Source organism: Haloferula rosea (genome assembly GCF_016595525.1).
Lineage (GTDB): Bacteria > Verrucomicrobiota > Verrucomicrobiia > Verrucomicrobiales > Akkermansiaceae > Haloferula > Haloferula rosea.
In genome coordinates this window covers 365,016-382,025 of the sequence record NZ_JAENII010000002.1, presented here as the reverse complement: position 1 = coordinate 382,025, position 17,010 = coordinate 365,016, and the positions used below count along the sequence as shown (strand labels likewise).

Sequence of the window (17,010 nt, the reverse complement as noted above, 5' to 3'; positions counted from 1 at the left end):
CACCTCCGGACTTGGTTGAAGAGGGATACGAAGACCAAGCGCCGAATGGGAGTAATGCCTAGGACCGCTTTCTCCTCAAACTAACCGACAAGGCGAGTGCCGACAAAAGAGCGGCGCTTGGTTCCGGCACGACATTGAAGGAGAAATCCCCACTCAGAACGGGCCCGGTGAAGCCCAGATTCGAATAAGTGTATTCGATGGTTTGCCCGTCGAAAGGCGAAGTGAAGGTCGAAGTCACATCCGGGTAACTCGCGGGCAACCCGGTGGAGTCAAGGGAAGCGCTGGCGGTAAAGATGCCTCCAAACTCGATGTCTTCGCCACGCAGGACAATGGTTGGCGCAGCAATATCGTTCACCTCGAACTCCGACTGACCGCTGGGGTAAAAACCATTGTTGGAGAAGTCCGCGTAGAAGTGAGGGAAGTTAGCAATGGTTTGCCCTACTCCCCCACCGTCGTTGACGAGATCAAAGGTAAAACTACCGATCAAAGAACTCGTCGAGTCTACCGAGAAAGTGACGGCGGAAAGTGAGACGCCCGGAAGCGAGACAAGAGCTAGAACAAGAAGAGCTTTCACTGGGGGCCATATAAGGCAGATTGGGCTTTAAGCAATAAGACATTTCCCTGTCAAACTGCGCTGCTTCTCGCTGGGCGGGTGGTACCCGATTCCTGCCACACCCATCAATGGGCATCCACACGAGACATCTGTTTGGAGCGCATTGCGTTGATAGTGTGGTGATTGGAGCCGCCATCAAAAACCCTATACAAACCTCTTCGATGGAGTCAGCCCGTGGATGTTGAAATTGGAATTGATCGCATGGCCGGTGCGGATTCGGATCTTGGTGATCCGACCGAAGCCTCCCCAACTCGATCTATCCAATACAGACCTCAAGAACTGCCACCCAGAACGACACCATACCGACCCTCGCAAAAATCCCTCCCCTGCATCTAAGCCAACCCTGCAGTCTAGCTCATCAATGACAGCTCCTGGCGAACTCGCGCTACACGTTCATCCAGATCCCCTCGTAGCTCAATGAACGCGTTACCCCGCATGATCAGATCCTCACGGATCTGCTCCTGCATCCACTTCCGGTTTATTTCCCCCGATCGATCCCAACTGTCACGGTATGGGATATCGTCTCCACAGAGGAAGACCAAATCGTAGCGTTCCGTCGCCTTGCCGGCCAGATCCTCAAGACGAGGGTGGACGCTCTGATGGTAGTACCGTGAGAAGATTCGGGTCGTTCTTGCGTCAGTGTCAACGAACAGAAACCGATCCGCCTGCAGCATCAGGACGTCTTCGCGCTCAATGTGCCCTTCGGCGATCTCGACCAACTGCTCCTGAGTGAGTCGCCTCTCGACTTGGTACGCCTCCCAATATTCTCGTCCATACTCCGGCATCCAGACCGTCGACAACTCCTCTGCCATTCGATCTGCGAGGGTAGTTTTCCCCGTCGAGGGAGCGCCGAGAAACAACACTTTGACGATCAGATCCCGGTAAACCAACGGATCGACGAAGTGGCGGTGAGCGTAGGGATCCTCCCGGACCGCGGTCCCCGAGACCGGGAAAGCAATGCGCCCGACATCTACCTGTCGATCCTCTGCACCAAGGGCACGACTGACATGATCGCCATAGAACTCGCTTGAGTAGAAGGCATCCACCTTCCGCCCTGCCAGCATTTGGAGAAGATAGTCTTCATGCTGCCGCATGATCTCGGGAGAATCACCGACCTCCTGCGGACCATCCCACGCCTCGAGAACCTCAACCTGTGGATAGAGTTCCCTAATCCACTTAGCACGAATTTGCAGAGGAATCGGGGTGATCTCCGGGCAATCATAGATCATCACAATCACTTTCTCGTTCTCCAAAAGCGCCCTTTCGATCAGCAGTTGATGACCGCGATGCAATGGCGCGAACTTGCCCAACGTCAGCCCAACACTCATCCTTCGGACCTGGTTTCCTGCATCGTTTCGCTCCTGATTCGTTTCCAAGCATGCAGCCCACAGATTGCAAGCACCAGAAACACCGCATAGAGACCAGTGGTGACGTAGAGCCCTTTGGAAAAGTAGATCCCGATCGCTGCGATATCGACAGCAATCCAATAGTACCACGACTCCAGTTGTTTCCGAGCCAACATCCACTGGGCACAAAGGCTCGCAACCGTTGTAAATGCATCGCCGTAAGGCGCCGCTGCATCCGTCCAGTGAGCCATCCCCGCCCCCCACAAAGCTGCCCCGACGATTGTGGCAAGCAGCCAAGCGATCCTCACAGTCTCCCGCTGGGTCGTGATCTCAGCCTCTTGGCGATCCTTTCCTCCGTGAAGCCAGAACCACCACCCGAAGATCTGCATACCAATGTAAACGACATGAAGAATGAGATCCGAGTACAGCTTCACCTGAAAGAAGATGACGATGAACAGCAACACCTGCACCAAGCCCGTAGGCCAGCACCAGATGTTTTGGCGCACCGTCAGCCAAACGCAAAGCAGGCCGAAAATTGTCGCCGCGATCTCCAACCCGAGCAGCACGCCCGATGGAATACTTGAAGCTCCTCAGTCTGGCAACCCCGCGGATGAGCATCAATGGAGGCTCACGCTAGCATCCACCAACCGGCGACCAGCCTGCTGCTCAATATCTCCTTACCACGGCAGCACCGTATCCCACACGCTGGCGCGGGCGCAGCGAAGGACCGCCTCTTCCTCATCCATCCGGCGGAAGCCCCCCTTCTTTTCCAACTCTTTCCATCCCCGCTTCACCGCCATCAGTTCGACACTGATGCCCGCCACCCGGATGGCCACCTGGGCGGCGATCAGCAGGCATCCGATCGCGACCACCCACATCGAGGAGAAGCTGCGGTTGAAGAACGAAAACACGAGGATGACCAGGATGAGCGCCGGGAGCACCCGTAGGTTCCACCAGCCACGACGACGCTTCCGCGCGATGATGTTTCCGTCCGCCTCCAGCAGATGGAGGCCGGCATCCCTCAAGGTGATACCCAGTGCCGTCGCGTCCCTCAACTCGCTGGGCTTCCCCTTGGTCACCCCGAGCCTCTCATACATTTCGGCGACACTCATCGAGCACTCGATCCGACGACCGCGCATCTGAACCCGCCCCCAGAACCACCAGCGGGCGATGCAGACCGCGATGATCAGGAGGCCAGAGAGAATGATAACGAGGCGAAAGACCGGACCCACGCCCCAAACCACACCATGGCGGCTGCCTTCGCAAGGCGAGATCCTCTACCCGGCCTTCGGATCTTCGGGCCAGGGATGCTTCGGATACCTGCCGGCGAGATCCTTTCTCATCTGGCGGTATCCACTTTCCCAAAAGCTCTCCAAATCCTTGGTCACCTGCCACGCCCGCCGGTTGGGTGCCTGCACCTCGACGAGAACCAGAACCTTCCCGCCGGCAATCGTCGGGGTCTGCCAGACGCCGAACAAATCGCGCACCATCAAACCAATCACCGGCTCCTTGCCGAATCCGTAACGCACCTTTGCCTCGCGCCCCGTGGGCAGCTTGATCCTCTCCGGAGCATAGGCATCCAAGGCGGCACGCTGCGCCGCACTCAGCCAGTCTTTCAACACCGGCCACACCGGCGCATCCTTGATCTCCTTGTAGCTCACCGCGCCATGGCAAATCTGCGCCACGGCCATCTCACGATCCTCCTCCGACCAACCGGGCAACTCCAGCTCAGGCATCCAGGCACTCAGCCCGGCAAGGCGGGCACACCATTGCTCGACCGCATCATCCCACCGCTTCAACACCAACTCCCCGCTGATCACCCGCTCGGCCAGCAACCCGGCCGCCGCATCGAGATCGGCCCCCTGATCGCTGTCCTTGGACTCCAGCACCAAGTCCCGGAAACGACGTTCTTGTCGGGCGACGACCCGCCTTCTCGTCTCATCCCAGACCGCTCCCTCTCCTTCATTCAAGTCCTCCGGAAACAGGCTGCGCAACGACTCCAAATCCACCTTGGTCGCGCGTCGAAGATGCACCACCAGTTCCTTTCCCTGCACCTCCGTGATCTCCGCCGCGACGAAGGCCACGGCTTGCCTCGCCGCGCTCTTCTCGTCCAGGCGACCCTTGCGTTTCCCGACCAGCCGACAAGCCAAGGTCGAGCCCGCACGCTGCACGCCGAGCTGATCGCTGAATCCCGCAAGCATCGCCCGTGAAACCGCCGCTTGTCGCCCCTCAAAGTCGATCCCTTCCCACGGCCACCCGCGCTGCTGAGCCAGACGTTTGAGACGTTCGAAACTCTGCTGGATCTCGCGGCAGCCACGACCACTCACCCCGATCTGCGACACGCGCTGGGGATCGAACCGCATCGCAACCGCCGATTCAAAGCCGCGCCACTCCGCTTGAAAGTCCGAGTAATCCTCCGCCATGACGAAGTCGTCCATCCCAGATTTCTTTCCGAACCACACCCCCTCGCCCTGCACCGCCGCACTGACGAAGGCCATCTCCGCCACGCACCCCTCCTCGACCCCGGCCAGCATCAACCTCGCAAAGCGAGGCTCCAAGGGAAGGGCCGCCATCGCGTGGCCCTCATCCGTCAATCGGCCCTCCACATCCGTCGCCCCCAGGTCATGCAACAGCGACATCGCCTTCGCCAAACCCTCCGGTTGGGGCGATTCCAACCAGCGAAAGCCGCCGACGTCCTCGACCCCCGAAGCCATCAGAAGCAAAGCCGCCTCCGCGAGATCGACCCGATGCACCTCCGGAATCTCGAAAGCATCTCTTCGACCGTGATCCACCTCACTCCACAGCCTGAAACACCGCCCTGGAGCGGTGCGCCCGGCACGCCCCGCCCGCTGCTCCGCCGCAGCCCGCGAAATCTTCTGCACCAGCAACGTCGCAATGCCCCGTCGCGGGTCGAAACTGGCGACCCGCGCCAGGCCCGCGTCGATCACGGTCCTCACTCCATCGATGGTCAGCGAGGTCTCGGCCACATTGGTGGAAACGATGATCTTCCTTCTGGGGTTCGGGCCCACTGCTTCCTCCTGGGCTTCAGGCTTCAGCCCGCCGTGCAATGGCAACACCGCACATCCCCTCGCCCACGCCACCTGCGACAACAGCTCCACAGTACGACGAATCTCGTACATCCCAGGCAGGAAACACAGGATGTCGCCGCACTCTGCATCATCCAGTGCTTCCTGACACGCCTTCGCCACTCGATCCCACACCGGAATCTCCCTGACCGGGCCTCCGCGCCGGTTCCCCCCGCGAGTCGCCGCCGTGGCAGCTCCGCGGTAGTGAATCTCCACCGGAAACGTCCTACCCCCCGCCTCCAACCGAATGACCGGCTCAAGGAACTCCGCAAGCCCCGCGGTCTCCAGAGTGGCTGACATCACCAACAAGCGCAGGTCGGCCCGCGGACCTTCCTGCAGATCCAGGCATCGCCCGAGGGCCACATCGACTGCCAGCCGCCGCTCATGGAACTCGTCAAATACCACGGCCGACACCCCACGGAGTTCCGGGTCGTCCTGGAGCCATCGCTGGAAAACCCCATCCGTCAGGTAAATGATCTTCGTGTCCCGCCCATACTGGGTGTCGAAACGCACGGCGTGCCCCACCTCACCACCGACCCGGGTCCCCCGCAACTTGGCAACCCAACGGGCCAGCATGCGGGCGGCCATCCTCCGGGGCTCGATCACCAGAATCCTGCCTCCAAGTTCCAGATCGGCGAGCATCCCCGGAACGGCCGTTGATTTGCCCGACCCCGTGGGGGCCTTAAGCAACACCCGAGCCCCCTCGTCGGTCCTCATGGCACTTTTCAGCCCCTCCTCGATCTCATGCACCGGCAACCGCACGCCCATCCAATCCCACGGCACCCAAGCAACGGCAAGGGGATTCCAAGTATCCTCGAATTCGCCGAAAGTCTGGTCACATTCGGGCCGTTATCCCCCTTGCTAAGCCATCGCATCACCCGTAACCTGCCGTCATGAACTCACCGCTCGCCTTTGGTCTGCCGCAAGGCCCTGAATGGATCATCATCTTCGTCGTCGTGCTCCTGCTCTTCGGTGCCAAGAAGATCCCCGAACTCGCACGTGGACTCGGCAAGAGCATGGGCGAATTCAAGAAGGCCCGTGAGGATTTCGAGCGCGAGATCAAATCCGCTGAAGCTGACGCCTCCCGAGAGGAAGATGAGGTCAAGGTGAAGGAAGTCGCCGGCAAGGAACCCCGCGAGATCTGAACGATGTTTTTCAACCCCCTTTCCAAGTGCGCCTCGAGAGTTCTCGGGGCGTTTCTTTTGCTGCTGACTCTCGGTAGCTGCGAGAAGACCGAGCAAGCCGCCTTCCCCGGTGAAGGTGTTGCGGAGGAAACCGCCGCTCATCAATCCGGCGAAAATTCCACCCCGCCCCCATCTTCCCAACCGAAGCCTCAAGCTCCGGCGGCAACTGGCGATTCACAGGAACCGTCACCAAGCAGTCTCCGCTTCATCGCCTACAACGTGGAGAATTGGCTGACCATGGACCGCTACATCGACGGCAAGCGGCAGAAGTCGAAGGCCAAGCCCGACGAGGAGAAGGAGGCCATCGTCGCAATTCTCGTCCGCCACCAACCCGATGTCATCGGTCTGTGTGAAATCGGCAGCACGGAAGACCTCGCCGATCTGCAATCCCGTCTGAAGGAGGCCGGCCTCGACCTTCCCCATTCCCATCACACCGGCGGGTTTGATCCGGTCAGGCGTCTGGCCATCCTTTCTCGCCTCCCCATCGTCTCCACCGAACTCCGCGAGGAACTCGAGTATGAGCTCGAAGGGAAGACCATGGGCATGAGCCGGGGCATCCTCGATGCCACCGTGAAGACCCCCGTCGGTCCGGTGCGCCTTCTCGGCGTCCATCTCAAGTCCAAGCGCGAGGTTCCCGAGGCGGACCAGGAGATGATGCGACGTTCCGAGGCCCACCTCCTCCGTGAACACGCCACCTCCATCCTCGAGGAGGATCCGGCCACCCAGCTCATTGTCTACGGGGACTTCAACGACACCCGGCAGTCCTCCTCCATCCGCACCATCCGCGGGCCGAGAAAGACCCCGCTTTCGCTCGGCATGGCGTTCCTGCGCGACTCACGCGGTGAAACCTGGACCCACAACTGGGAGTATCAGGACGTCTACTCGCGCTTTGACTACGTCTTCTTCAGCCAGCCGGTCCTTGATCTGGTGGATTGGGATTCCTGCCGCGTGCTGGATGATCCCGAAACCCTGACCGGAAGCGACCACCGAGCCCTGCTCTTCGTGCTGAAGTGATCGGCCCACTCCGGGCACAGGTCAGCGGATCTCAAGCATCAGTGCACTCAGTGGCGCCATCGGCGGCAGCTTGATTCCTTCTTCGTGAAGGTCCTTGCACACGGCCTTCCCCTGCCAGCCGGAACCCAGCTGGTCGCGGAAATGAAGCTCGGTTGAACCTCCGCCCAGCCACTCCTGCGCATGCTTGGGCAAACGAATGCCCACCCCGTCGAGAGTGGCTTGCGCATGGAAATTCGCGACCACCAGGAAAGCCTGACCGGAGGCCTCGTCCCGCCTCATGAAGGCATACAACCAGTGGCCGCTGACCTCCTCGCCATCCATGCGTCCGAAATCCGGGTTCTCCTTGTTCGCATGATTCAAGCCGTAGAACTCGCCCTTGGTGAAGGCTGGCTCCTGCACCACGCGCAGCAAGCGGGCATACCAGGCCCGTAATGCTTTTTGCTCGGCAGACAATCCACCTCCGTCGTAGCGCCCATCATTCGTCCATTTCTGGAACTCCGGCATGCTCCAGTAGTCGAAGATCGAAGTCCGGCCATCGTCGCCTCCGAACCCTTCCGGCCCGAGCGCGGGTTCACCGACTTCCTGCCCGTGGTAGATCATCAGCGGTCCGCGCCCCATGCCAAACATCACCGCGGTGACCGGGCGACCGACATCCATCCCCAGTCCGCCCCATTCATGGGTCGTCGCCAGCCGGACTTCATCGTGATTCTCCGCGTAGCGCAGCGATTGGTGGAAACGACGGCCGGTGAACGTCAGTTCATCCAGATCGTTCGCCCACTTGTAGCCACCGGCGAAATCGTCGTAGAGGCCCATGCAGATGTCGTAGACCGGATCGTCGTAAACCGCGTCGAACCCGGCATCAAGCAGGGCATCGAGCACATTGCCGTCGGTCAGCTTCGCCGGGTCATTGTCGTAGGCCTCACCGAAGATGAAGACACCCTCATCACGCTCACGAGCCCGGGAGATCATCCACTTCCAGAATTCCATCGGCACCATGTGCGCCATGTCCACCCGGAACCCCGCCACGCCCATCCCTTGCCAATGGGCGAAAACCGCATCCATCTTCCGCCAGGTATCCGGAACCTCCTCCGCCCGGGCCTCGATGCCCGGCAAGTGGCTCGTGTCCCTTCCTTGGGTGAAATCGTGGCCGTAGTTCAGCTTCACTGTCTCATACCAGTCCCCCAAGCCCGGCGAGAATGTGATCGCGTTGTTCCCTGTCACACGGACGAAATCCGTCTCGGGGGCGAAGCGGCCGGTGCACCCCGGCATCCCCGCGGTGGGCAGCGTGAGAGGACGAGATCCCGCCGCCTGCCCCGACTGGACGTAGAAGAAGTTGTTGTCCGGCGCGAAGAACACGTCGGTCCGGTCGTCATTCCCGAAGCTCATCTCCGGCCGCACATCCGACGCGTAGCTGCGCGCCACGTGATTGGGCACGAAATCGATCACCACCTTGATGCCGTGCTCCTTACACCGCTTGAGCAGCGTCTGGAACTCCTCGAGACGTTTCGCTGGATCATCCGCGTAATCGGGACACACATCGAAGTAATCCCGGATTGCGTAAGGGCTTCCCGCCTTGCCCTTCAGGATGTCCGCGGGGTCGGCCGGGCGTCCCGGATACGCCGTCGCACTGGCCTGCTCCAGCACTCCGGTCAACCAGAGGTGCGTGAAGCCCATCGCTCCGATCTCCTTCAGAGACCGTTCGTTGAAATCGGAGAACTTGCCGCAGCCATTCTCCTCGATCGAGCCATTGAGCTTCCGCGTCTCATTGGCATTCCCGAACAAGCGAGGAAGGACCTGATAGACGACGGGTCTTGGTGCCGCAGCAACTGTCTCAGCTAGACTCATTGCGGCCATCCATGCGGCCACGAGCGGGAATTGCCAATTCATCTTTTTCATCAGCAGATGGCTCAGTGGCCGCCGGGAGCGATGGGAGCTGCGATGGCCCCGGGTTTGTCGACGCGCAGCATCGCGAGAGCCGCCAGCACCCAGCACGCTCCGGCCACCATGATCGCCATCATCGAATCTCCACCGAACAAGGTGCCGACCAGCTTTCCCATCGTCAGCGAAACCAGCACCTGAGGGATGACGATGAAGAAATTGAACACCCCCATGTAGAAGCCCATTTTGCCGGCTGGCAGGGCCGAGGAAAGGATCGCGTAGGGCATGGATAGGATCGAAGCCCAGGCGATCCCGACACCCACCATGCTCAGAAGCAGCATGTTCTGGTCGTCGATGATCTTCGCGGCAAACAAGCCGACCGCCCCCACCAACAGACAGCCAAGGTGGATCATCCGCGGCGAAACCTTTCGCGAGAGCCCGAGCAGCACGAATGAAAACACCACGCAGACGAGATTGTAGACCGCGAAACACACACCGGTCCACGCGCCGGCCTCCTCCATGACGACTTTCCATGCCCCTTCATCGGAAGGATCACCCCCAAAGACGTGACGTCCAATCGCCGGCGCCCAGAACACCCACATGCAGAAGAGCGCGATCCAGCTGAAGAACTGCACCAGAGCCAGCTGCTTCATCGTCGGAGGCATGGATTTCAAACCGCTGACCAATTCGACAAAAAAGCCACCGATTCCCCGGCTCTCCTGCTTCATCCTGCGGAACTCCTCCATGTCCTCCGGCGGATACTCCTTGGTCGTCAGGATCGTGTAGACCACCGCCACGAACAGAGCCACCGCTCCGACGTGGAAGGAAATCATCACCGCCTGGGGGATGGCTCCGCCATCCGTGCTTCCTCCTGCCACGCCGAACCAGTTCGTGAGCATCCATGGCAGCGCCGAGGCAACCACCGCACCAAGCCCGATCAGCAGACTCTGCACCGAGAATCCGGTGGACCTTTGGGATTCAGGAAGCTTGTCAGCCACGAAAGCGCGAAACGGCTCCATCGTGATATTCAGCGACGCATCCAGCACCCAAAGCAATCCGACCGCCATCCACAACGCGGATGAATGCGGCATCGCCACCAGGGCCAGACTGGCGAGAATCGCCCCGACGAGGAAATACGGTCGCCGCCGCCCGAGCCCCGTCCACGTCCGGTCACTCATGTAGCCGACGATCGGCTGGACGATCAGCCCCGTCAGTGGAGCGGCGATCCACAGCAGGGACAAGTCCTCCTCCTTGGCGTCGAGAAACGAAAAAATGGCGGACATGTTCGCCATCTGCAGGCCCATCCCGAACTGGATCCCGAGGAATCCGAACGACATGTTCCATATCTGCCAAAACGAAAGCTGCGGTTTTTGATTCATGGGTTCTCAGTGATGGACCACGCAGCATGGCACACCGTCACGCATTCCGGCAGCCATAATTCGGGTCATTCTGGTTAGACAATGGCACTCCGGCCGCCACGGTTTAGAGCTTTCCTGGGTGTGCGAATCCGAAACCCTGCGCTTTCGGATTCGGCAATACGCCGACCCCAAGCTGTGTAGACTCCCCGAGACTCACGTTCGGGTCGCATCCTCGGCCCGAACCCCCTGACCCATCTTCATCGACTTCTCCATATGACCGCTCCATCCAAAGCCGACAACATCTTCCAAGGGTGCATCCCCGCCCTCATGACGCCCTGCAGCGCCGACGGCGAAATCGACTACGACACCCTCGTCGCCACCGGCAAGGAACTCATCGAGGCCGGCATGCGTGCCGTCGTCTATTGCGGATCCATGGGAGACTGGCCGCTCCTGACCGACGAACAGCGCATGGAAGGCGTCCGTCGCTTGGTCGAGGCCGGAGTGCCCGTCGTAGTCGGCACCGGTGCCCAGAATACCAAGATCGCCGCGGCCCACGCCGCCCACGCCAAGGAAGTCGGAGCCGATGGCCTCATGGTCATCCCCCGCGTCCTCTCCCGCGGATCATCCCCGGCGGCCCAGCGCAACCACTTCGCCGCCATTCTCGAAGCCGGAGGCGATCTCCCTGCCGTGATTTACAACAGCCCTTACTACGGTTTCGAAACCAAGGCCGACCTGTTCTTCGACCTGCGCTCGGAGTTCCCATCCCTGATCGGATTCAAGGAATTCGGTGGCGCGGACTCACTCAGCTACGCCGCCGAGCACATCACCAGTGGCGACCCGGACCTGACCCTCATGGTCGGCGTGGATACCCAGGTGTATCACGGCTTCCTCTTCTGTGGCGCAGGCGGTGCCATCACCGGCGTCGGCAACGCCCTGCCCACCGAGATCCTCCGCTACGTCGAGCTTTGCCAGGCCGCTGCGGCAGGCGACCCACAGGCGCGCATCTATGCGGCACAGTTGGAAGAAGCCCTTTCCACCCTCTCGACGTTCGACGAAGGCCCGGACCTCGTGCTCTACTACAAGGAACTCATGACCCTCGAAGGGAAGCCGGGGTACGAGCACCAGATCAACTCGACTGACACACTCTCTCCGAGCCAGAAATCGCACCTCCACAGCCAGTGGCGCTTGTTCCGAGACTGGTGGTCCCAGTGGCCCGGAGCCCGGTGATTTCTTCGCTTTTGCTCTCACAGGCTTGGCGAAAATCATCATTGCTCAAGCCCGCCTGATTTCCGAAATCCACCCAAGTCATTCGCCATGAATGCCTTGGGTTTCATCGGCACGTTCATGTGTCACGCAAATACGCTTCGACACCAGTGAAAGTCGTCTGCCTTGTCAGGCGTAGCTCCCCCGCACTTCAAATTGCCACGATCTGACGAGATTCAGCGAAGGTTCCATGACCGGGACGAACGCGGAATCCCTTGTCATTCGGGCCATCTTGCTTCACTAGAACGCCACTTCCATGAACTCAGACACCGACTCAAAACCTGACACCCTCGCCCTCACCTACGCTGCCTGGTTGACCCGTCTCTGGCTTGCCGTCCGGGCCATCCAGACCGGTGTCGAGAAGTTCGCCGGGAAAGTCAGCTCAGAACAGGTCGTCAATATCGACGGAGCTCCCAACGACTACGATCTCACTGCCAGCTCCGCCGAGAAGGCCTACTCGCTGAGCAACTACCACGGAGTCCCCGCCGCCCTCTACGAGAAGTTCGCAGGCGAACCACTGATTCCAGGGTTCTTCCTCAAGTTCTACGACATGATCCTCGGCCCCGCCCTGCTGATCCTCGGCTTCGCCATCCTTCTGGGTATCGCCAGCCGCACCGCACTCTTCCTCCTTGGTGCCCTTTACGTCAGCCTCACCTGGGGTCTCATCCTGCTGGGTGAGCCCGGAAACGCCGGCGTCGCTTGGCTCGCAGCCCACATGATCCTCATCGTGTTCGCCCTGCAGCTTTCCCGCCACAACAAGCTCTGCCTGTTGAAAAAATGGTAATCCATACCAAATTGATTCTGTCATGAGCGATTTACCCACACCCCTCAATCGTCGGAGCTTCCTCACGCGGACGACCGGTGCCGCCGGCGCAGGACTGGTTCTCGGCGCGCCCAGCATTCTCTCGGCGAACAATGCCGACAAGAGGGACGCCATCCACATCGCCCTCGTCGGTTTCGGCAAGCAAGGCGAAGTCCTCTTCAACTGCCTCAAGAACATTCCCGGCCTCCATTTCCAGGCCGTCTGCGACATCTCGAACTACAGCCGCAAGAAGGGCATGGGCCAGGTCCGTGCCGTGCAGGGCGAGTTGCCGAAAGGCTACGAGGACATCGACGAAATGCTTGCCACGGAAAAGGGCCTCGATGCCGCCGTCATCGCCACCCCGGATTTCTGGCACTCACCCCACACCGTGAAGTGTCTCGAAGCCGGCCTCCACGTCTACTGCGAGAAAATGATGTCGAACACGATCGAAGGCGCCCGCGCCATGGTCGTGGCGGCAGAGAAATCCGGCAAGCTTTGCCAGATCGGCCACCAGCGTCGTAGCAACCCGCGCTACCGCTACACCTATGAGCAACTCATCAATGGCAAGAAGATCTGCGGTCAGATCGTCAACGCCAACGCCCAGTGGAACCGCTCACTGGGTGCTTCCCAGGACATCGGTGGCAAGAAACTCGCAAAGAGCATCATCGTCCCGGACGAAACCTTGAACCGCTATGGCTTCAAGGACATGCACGAGTATCTCAACTGGCGCCTCTACCGTGATCTCTCCGGCGGGCCCATCTCCGACCTCGGTGCCCACCAGATCGACATCTTCAACTGGTTCCTCGGCGTCCAGCCCACCTCGGTCTTCGCGTCGGGGGGCAATGACTACTTCACCGAGCGCGAGCACTTCGACAACGTGATGGCCATCTTCGACTACGACACCCCGCAAGGTGGAGTCCGGGCCTTCTATCAGGTGCTCACCACCACCAGCAGCGGCGGCGGATTCTGGGAAAGCTTCATGGGAACCGAGGCCACCATCAAAACCTCGGAAATCGCATCGACTTCCGCCATCTATCGGGAAGATGGAGCCCCATCATGGGACGGACTCGTCGACAAGGGCTACCTCAAGCGCAAGCCGGCCCCACCGAAGCCCGCTCCCTCCGCCGATGCCGTGGCAGCCTATGAATCGGCTGCACCGGAGGAATACGACCTTCCAGGCGGATTCAACAAGCCGGCCCACCAGCCGCACCTCGAGAACTTCTTCGCCGCGGTCCGTGGCGAAGCGAGCTTGAACTGCGACGCACGTCACGCCTTCGAAAGCGAAGCCCCGATTTTCTACGTCAACCCCTCTGCCTTGCAGAAAGAAAGAATCGAATTCACCAAAGAACAACTCTCCGTATGAAGAACACAACCATGCTCAGCCTGCTCGGCCTGTCTCTGGCACTCGCCAGTTGCGGGAAGAAAGAAGAAGGAACCACCTCCACCGCGCCTGCTTCGGGCGGCACTCCTGGCGGTGTTCCGCTCATGAGTGAGCTGCCTCCTGAACTCATTGAGGGAACTCCGAAGCCCATGAAAGTGCCGAACCTCGAACCCGAGCCGAAGAAGGCCCCCGAGTTCCTCGTTCCTGAAGGCACCGAGCTGCTGTCTGCCGGCAAGCCGGCCACCAGCTCGGACGACTACCCGATCATCGGCGACCTCACCCTCCTTACCGACGGTGACAAGGAAGCCGGTGAAGGCTACTTCGTCGAGCTTCTCGACGGACTCCAGTGGGTGCAGATCGACCTGGAAAAGAGTGCTGAGATCAATGCCATCTGGCTGTGGCACTTCCACTCCCAAAAGCGTGCCTACCACGACGTGATCATCCAGATTTCGGACGACGCTGAATTCAAGGAAGGGGTCACCACCGTCTTCAACAACGATTACGATGACTCCGCCAAGATGGGCAAAGGTTCCGACCAGCCCTACGTCGAGACCCGCTACGGTAAGATCATCGATGGCAAGTCCGCCAAGGGCCGCTACGTTCGCCTCTACAGCAACGGCAACACCTCCAACGACATGAACCACTACATCGAAGTGGAAGTCTACGGAAAGGCCGGCTGATCCTTCCCGGTCACCGAATCCATCCATCTGGCCGGATCCCCAACGGGATTCGGCCTTTTTCGTTCCAACACCGCCGAAAGGCCCCCCCGACTGCCATGCACACCACTATCCCGGCAGGCCCAATCGCGACCGGATCCTGAATAGGGCCCGAAGCATCTGCCACGCATCAGCAAATGCGGTGACCCGACTGCCTCCTTTCCGCACCCAGTTCACCGGGCATTCATCCCACGACAGCCCCGCTGCCGTCATCTCAGCCAGGAGTTCGGCATCAAACGCCAAGCCCGGCTCGACCAGTCGATCACGGATCTCCCGAAAGTCTTCCCCCCGCAGAACCTTCGCTCCACACTGGGTATCCTCCGAACGAACGCCCAGAATCAATCGACAAGCCAGCAGGAAGCCATGGTGCCGGATCCACCGCAAGACATCCTCCTCCACGCGCGTCTCTTCGGTATTCTTTCGAATCGCAATCGTCGAGCGACCGGATCGACGCGCCTTTTCAATCAAGTCCAGCATGTCATCCGCCCCGACACTCCCGTCGGCATCGACGAAGGCGAGCCAATCCGCTTCATTCTTCAGCCCCCACGCCTCCTTGACCACCGAACCTTTTCCGTAATGCGCCGCAGCAGCGTGGACCGTCACCGCCGGGTAAACCCTGGCGAACTCATCCCGCAATTCCCCCAGCCTCGCGACTTCCGCATCTCCCGAACCATCGTCGGCGATGATCCACGCCACATCCGACCGACGCTCCGCAAGCGCTTCGGCAAGTTCACGACCGAAGCGCGCCAACCGCGCCGAGTCCTTCCAAACTGGAGTGACCAGAATCGTGGTTGCCTCCTCCAGCTCATTGCCCATGGTTGCTCGAACGTGCGCCATCAATTGAGGCTTTCAACCAAACAGGGATTCCACCGATGAAAAGATCAATCCTGATCATCTGCTGGCTGGGGGTTCTTCTCACCGGCGTCTTCCTGCGTTTCGACGACCTCGGGTCCCGCCCATTCCACGCGGACGAAGCCACGGGCGCACGCATCACCGCACAGCGTCTAGAGTCCAACAACTACGTATTCGACCCCGTTCACTATCATGGTCCGACACTCAGCGGGGCCGCGATGGTGAGCGCCAGACTCCATGGCATGTCACGCTGGGCGGAATTGGAAAAAGCCGCGCTGCGACTCGTCCCCGCCTTGGCCGGCTGTCTTCTCGTCCTCATTCCCATTCTTGGCCGAAAACGCTTCGGAGATCCCGCCATGCTGTTGGCAGGACTGGCTTTGGCAAGCTCGCCGCTTCTCGTCTACTACAGCCGGATGTTCATCCATGAGATGATCCTCGCCCTCTTCGGAGCACTTGCCTTGTTCCAGGTCGCCTCCGCGAAACGGTGGTGGCCGGCGGGAATCTGGATCGGCCTGATGTTCGCGACCAAGGAGACCTTCGTGATCAGCCTCCTTGCCTGGGGCGCAGTCGGAGGACTTCTCTACCTTCTCAGCTTGCGCCGGGCTGACCGCATCCTCCCTCTCGAGATGATCAAGCAGCAAGCGCGCCCGGCCCTGATCGCGATGGGTCTGGGCATCCTCGTCGCACTCATTTTCTACACCAACGGGTTCACCTACTGGAAGGGTGCTGTGGATTCGGTACGCACCTACTTCATCTACGAAGTGGTGGAAGGGCACGACAAGCCATTCGCCTACTACTTCCAGCTCATGCTTCAACCCCGCGAGCTGGCGGGAACATGGTGGTTTGAAACCTCACTGCTGCTTCTCGCCGGGGCCGCCCTCGTTGTGAGCTGCATCTCTACGACCCTGAACCGACCAAGCCGGCTTGCGATCCAGTTCCTTGCCCTCTCGGCGCTCTTCCACTTCCTGATCTACAGCCTCATCGCTTACAAGACACCGTGGCTCATGGTCGTTCCATGGGTGCATGTTTGTCTTCTGGCAGGCTTTCTCGGCACGACGCTCGCCACCCGGTCGAAGCGACAGAAAGCCATCATCCTCGTCGTGCTCGCGACGGTCATGAGCATCCAGTTCATCCAATCCCGACAAGCCACCGGCCGTCTCGCATCCGACGAGCGGAATCCATACGCCTACGTTCCCACCAGCGACGACATCGAAACCCTCAAGCCATGGTTGGATTCACTCGACGCCGCCGTCCCCGAATTGACTCTGGAGCCTGTCGGGGTGATCGGCTCGGAATACTGGCCTCTGCCGTGGTATCTGCGTCGGTATGAAAAAGTCGGATACTGGGCGGAAGCTCCCCCGAGTCTGGAACGGCTTCCGCTTGTCTTTTCAACCGGTGATCTGACCGCCGACTTGAGCGAAAGCCATGTCCCGATCCCCAGGGGACTGCGCACGGACACCCCGATGACGGTCTGGGTCCGTGAGGACTTCTGGGAAGCGGCCCTATCGACCGATTGA

15 protein-coding genes are annotated in these 17,010 nt (G+C 60.3%); 7 read left to right on the top strand and 8 right to left on the bottom strand.

Features of this window, described 5'->3' with window-relative positions:
* Positions 1-58 precede the first annotated feature (58 nt).
* The 5 genes from JIN81_RS03680 to hrpB all read right to left on the bottom strand — a co-directional run bounded on the left by JIN81_RS03680 (position 59) and on the right by hrpB (position 5,813).
* Positions 59-574 carry a hypothetical protein gene (locus tag JIN81_RS03680; RefSeq protein ID WP_200276468.1) on the bottom strand — a complete coding sequence of 172 codons (516 nt, stop codon included), beginning with the start codon at positions 572-574 and terminating at the stop codon, positions 59-61.
* A gap of 389 nt (positions 575-963) precedes the next feature.
* On the bottom strand, positions 964-1,941 hold the full coding sequence (locus tag JIN81_RS03675; RefSeq protein ID WP_200276466.1) for an AAA family ATPase: 978 nt from the start codon (positions 1,939-1,941) through the stop codon (positions 964-966).
* Complete coding sequence (pnuC, locus tag JIN81_RS03670; protein WP_200276464.1) at positions 1,938-2,525, bottom strand: nicotinamide riboside transporter PnuC; 588 nt, start codon at positions 2,523-2,525, stop codon at positions 1,938-1,940. Before pnuC ends, JIN81_RS03675 begins: the two co-directional genes overlap by 4 nt.
* Before the next feature lie 111 nt (positions 2,526-2,636).
* Positions 2,637-3,191 (bottom strand): hypothetical protein, encoded by a 555-nt coding sequence (locus tag JIN81_RS03665; protein WP_200276462.1) that lies wholly within the window; start codon positions 3,189-3,191, stop codon positions 2,637-2,639.
* A gap of 45 nt (positions 3,192-3,236) precedes the next feature.
* Entirely contained in the window at positions 3,237-5,813 is a 2,577-nt protein-coding gene (gene hrpB / locus JIN81_RS03660; protein WP_267907948.1) for an ATP-dependent helicase HrpB, read from the bottom strand.
* A 125-nt stretch (positions 5,814-5,938) separates the two neighbouring features.
* On the opposite strand from hrpB, the gene JIN81_RS03655 reads away from it, so the two are divergent.
* Positions 5,939-6,190 (top strand): Sec-independent protein translocase subunit TatA/TatB, encoded by a 252-nt coding sequence (locus tag JIN81_RS03655; RefSeq protein WP_200276456.1) that lies wholly within the window; start codon positions 5,939-5,941, stop codon positions 6,188-6,190.
* Between the two features lie 3 nt (positions 6,191-6,193).
* Positions 6,194-7,243: an endonuclease/exonuclease/phosphatase family protein gene (locus JIN81_RS03650; RefSeq protein ID WP_200276453.1), complete on the top strand. Its 1,050-nt coding sequence runs from the start codon at positions 6,194-6,196 to the stop codon at positions 7,241-7,243.
* Positions 7,244-7,264: 21 nt separating this feature from the next.
* Here the strand turns inward: JIN81_RS03650 and JIN81_RS03645 are convergent, their stop codons facing one another.
* Both JIN81_RS03645 and JIN81_RS03640 read right to left on the bottom strand, forming a co-directional pair.
* Positions 7,265-9,139: an alpha-amylase family glycosyl hydrolase gene (locus JIN81_RS03645; protein ID WP_200276451.1), complete on the bottom strand. Its 1,875-nt coding sequence runs from the start codon at positions 9,137-9,139 to the stop codon at positions 7,265-7,267.
* 11 nt (positions 9,140-9,150) lie between these two features.
* A complete protein-coding gene (locus JIN81_RS03640) occupies positions 9,151-10,500 on the bottom strand; it encodes an MFS transporter (protein ID WP_200276449.1) in 1,350 nt (449 codons plus the stop codon).
* A 252-nt stretch (positions 10,501-10,752) separates the two neighbouring features.
* Between JIN81_RS03640 and JIN81_RS03635 the strand changes: the two genes are divergently transcribed.
* The 4 genes from JIN81_RS03635 to JIN81_RS03620 all read left to right on the top strand — a co-directional run bounded on the left by JIN81_RS03635 (position 10,753) and on the right by JIN81_RS03620 (position 14,605).
* Positions 10,753-11,706: a dihydrodipicolinate synthase family protein gene (locus JIN81_RS03635; RefSeq protein ID WP_200276447.1), complete on the top strand. Its 954-nt coding sequence runs from the start codon at positions 10,753-10,755 to the stop codon at positions 11,704-11,706.
* Between the two features lie 292 nt (positions 11,707-11,998).
* Entirely contained in the window at positions 11,999-12,526 is a 528-nt protein-coding gene (locus JIN81_RS03630) for a hypothetical protein (protein ID WP_200276446.1), read from the top strand.
* Positions 12,527-12,548: 22 nt separating this feature from the next.
* The gene (locus JIN81_RS03625; RefSeq protein ID WP_200276932.1) at positions 12,549-13,907 is read left to right on the top strand and encodes a Gfo/Idh/MocA family oxidoreductase; all 1,359 of its coding nucleotides are present in this window, start codon (positions 12,549-12,551) and stop codon (positions 13,905-13,907) included.
* Positions 13,904-14,605, top strand: coding sequence for a discoidin/SUN/FTP domain-containing protein (locus tag JIN81_RS03620; protein ID WP_200276445.1), 702 nt, complete (start codon positions 13,904-13,906; stop codon positions 14,603-14,605). The genes JIN81_RS03625 and JIN81_RS03620 overlap by 4 nt, the downstream gene beginning before the upstream one ends.
* A gap of 105 nt (positions 14,606-14,710) precedes the next feature.
* Here JIN81_RS03620 and JIN81_RS03615 read toward each other — a convergent pair whose 3' ends face one another.
* On the bottom strand, positions 14,711-15,478 hold the full coding sequence (locus JIN81_RS03615) for a glycosyltransferase family protein (RefSeq protein WP_234044436.1): 768 nt from the start codon (positions 15,476-15,478) through the stop codon (positions 14,711-14,713).
* A 35-nt stretch (positions 15,479-15,513) separates the two neighbouring features.
* Between JIN81_RS03615 and JIN81_RS03610 the strand changes: the two genes are divergently transcribed.
* Positions 15,514-17,010: a flippase activity-associated protein Agl23 gene (locus JIN81_RS03610; protein ID WP_200276441.1), complete on the top strand. Its 1,497-nt coding sequence runs from the start codon at positions 15,514-15,516 to the stop codon at positions 17,008-17,010.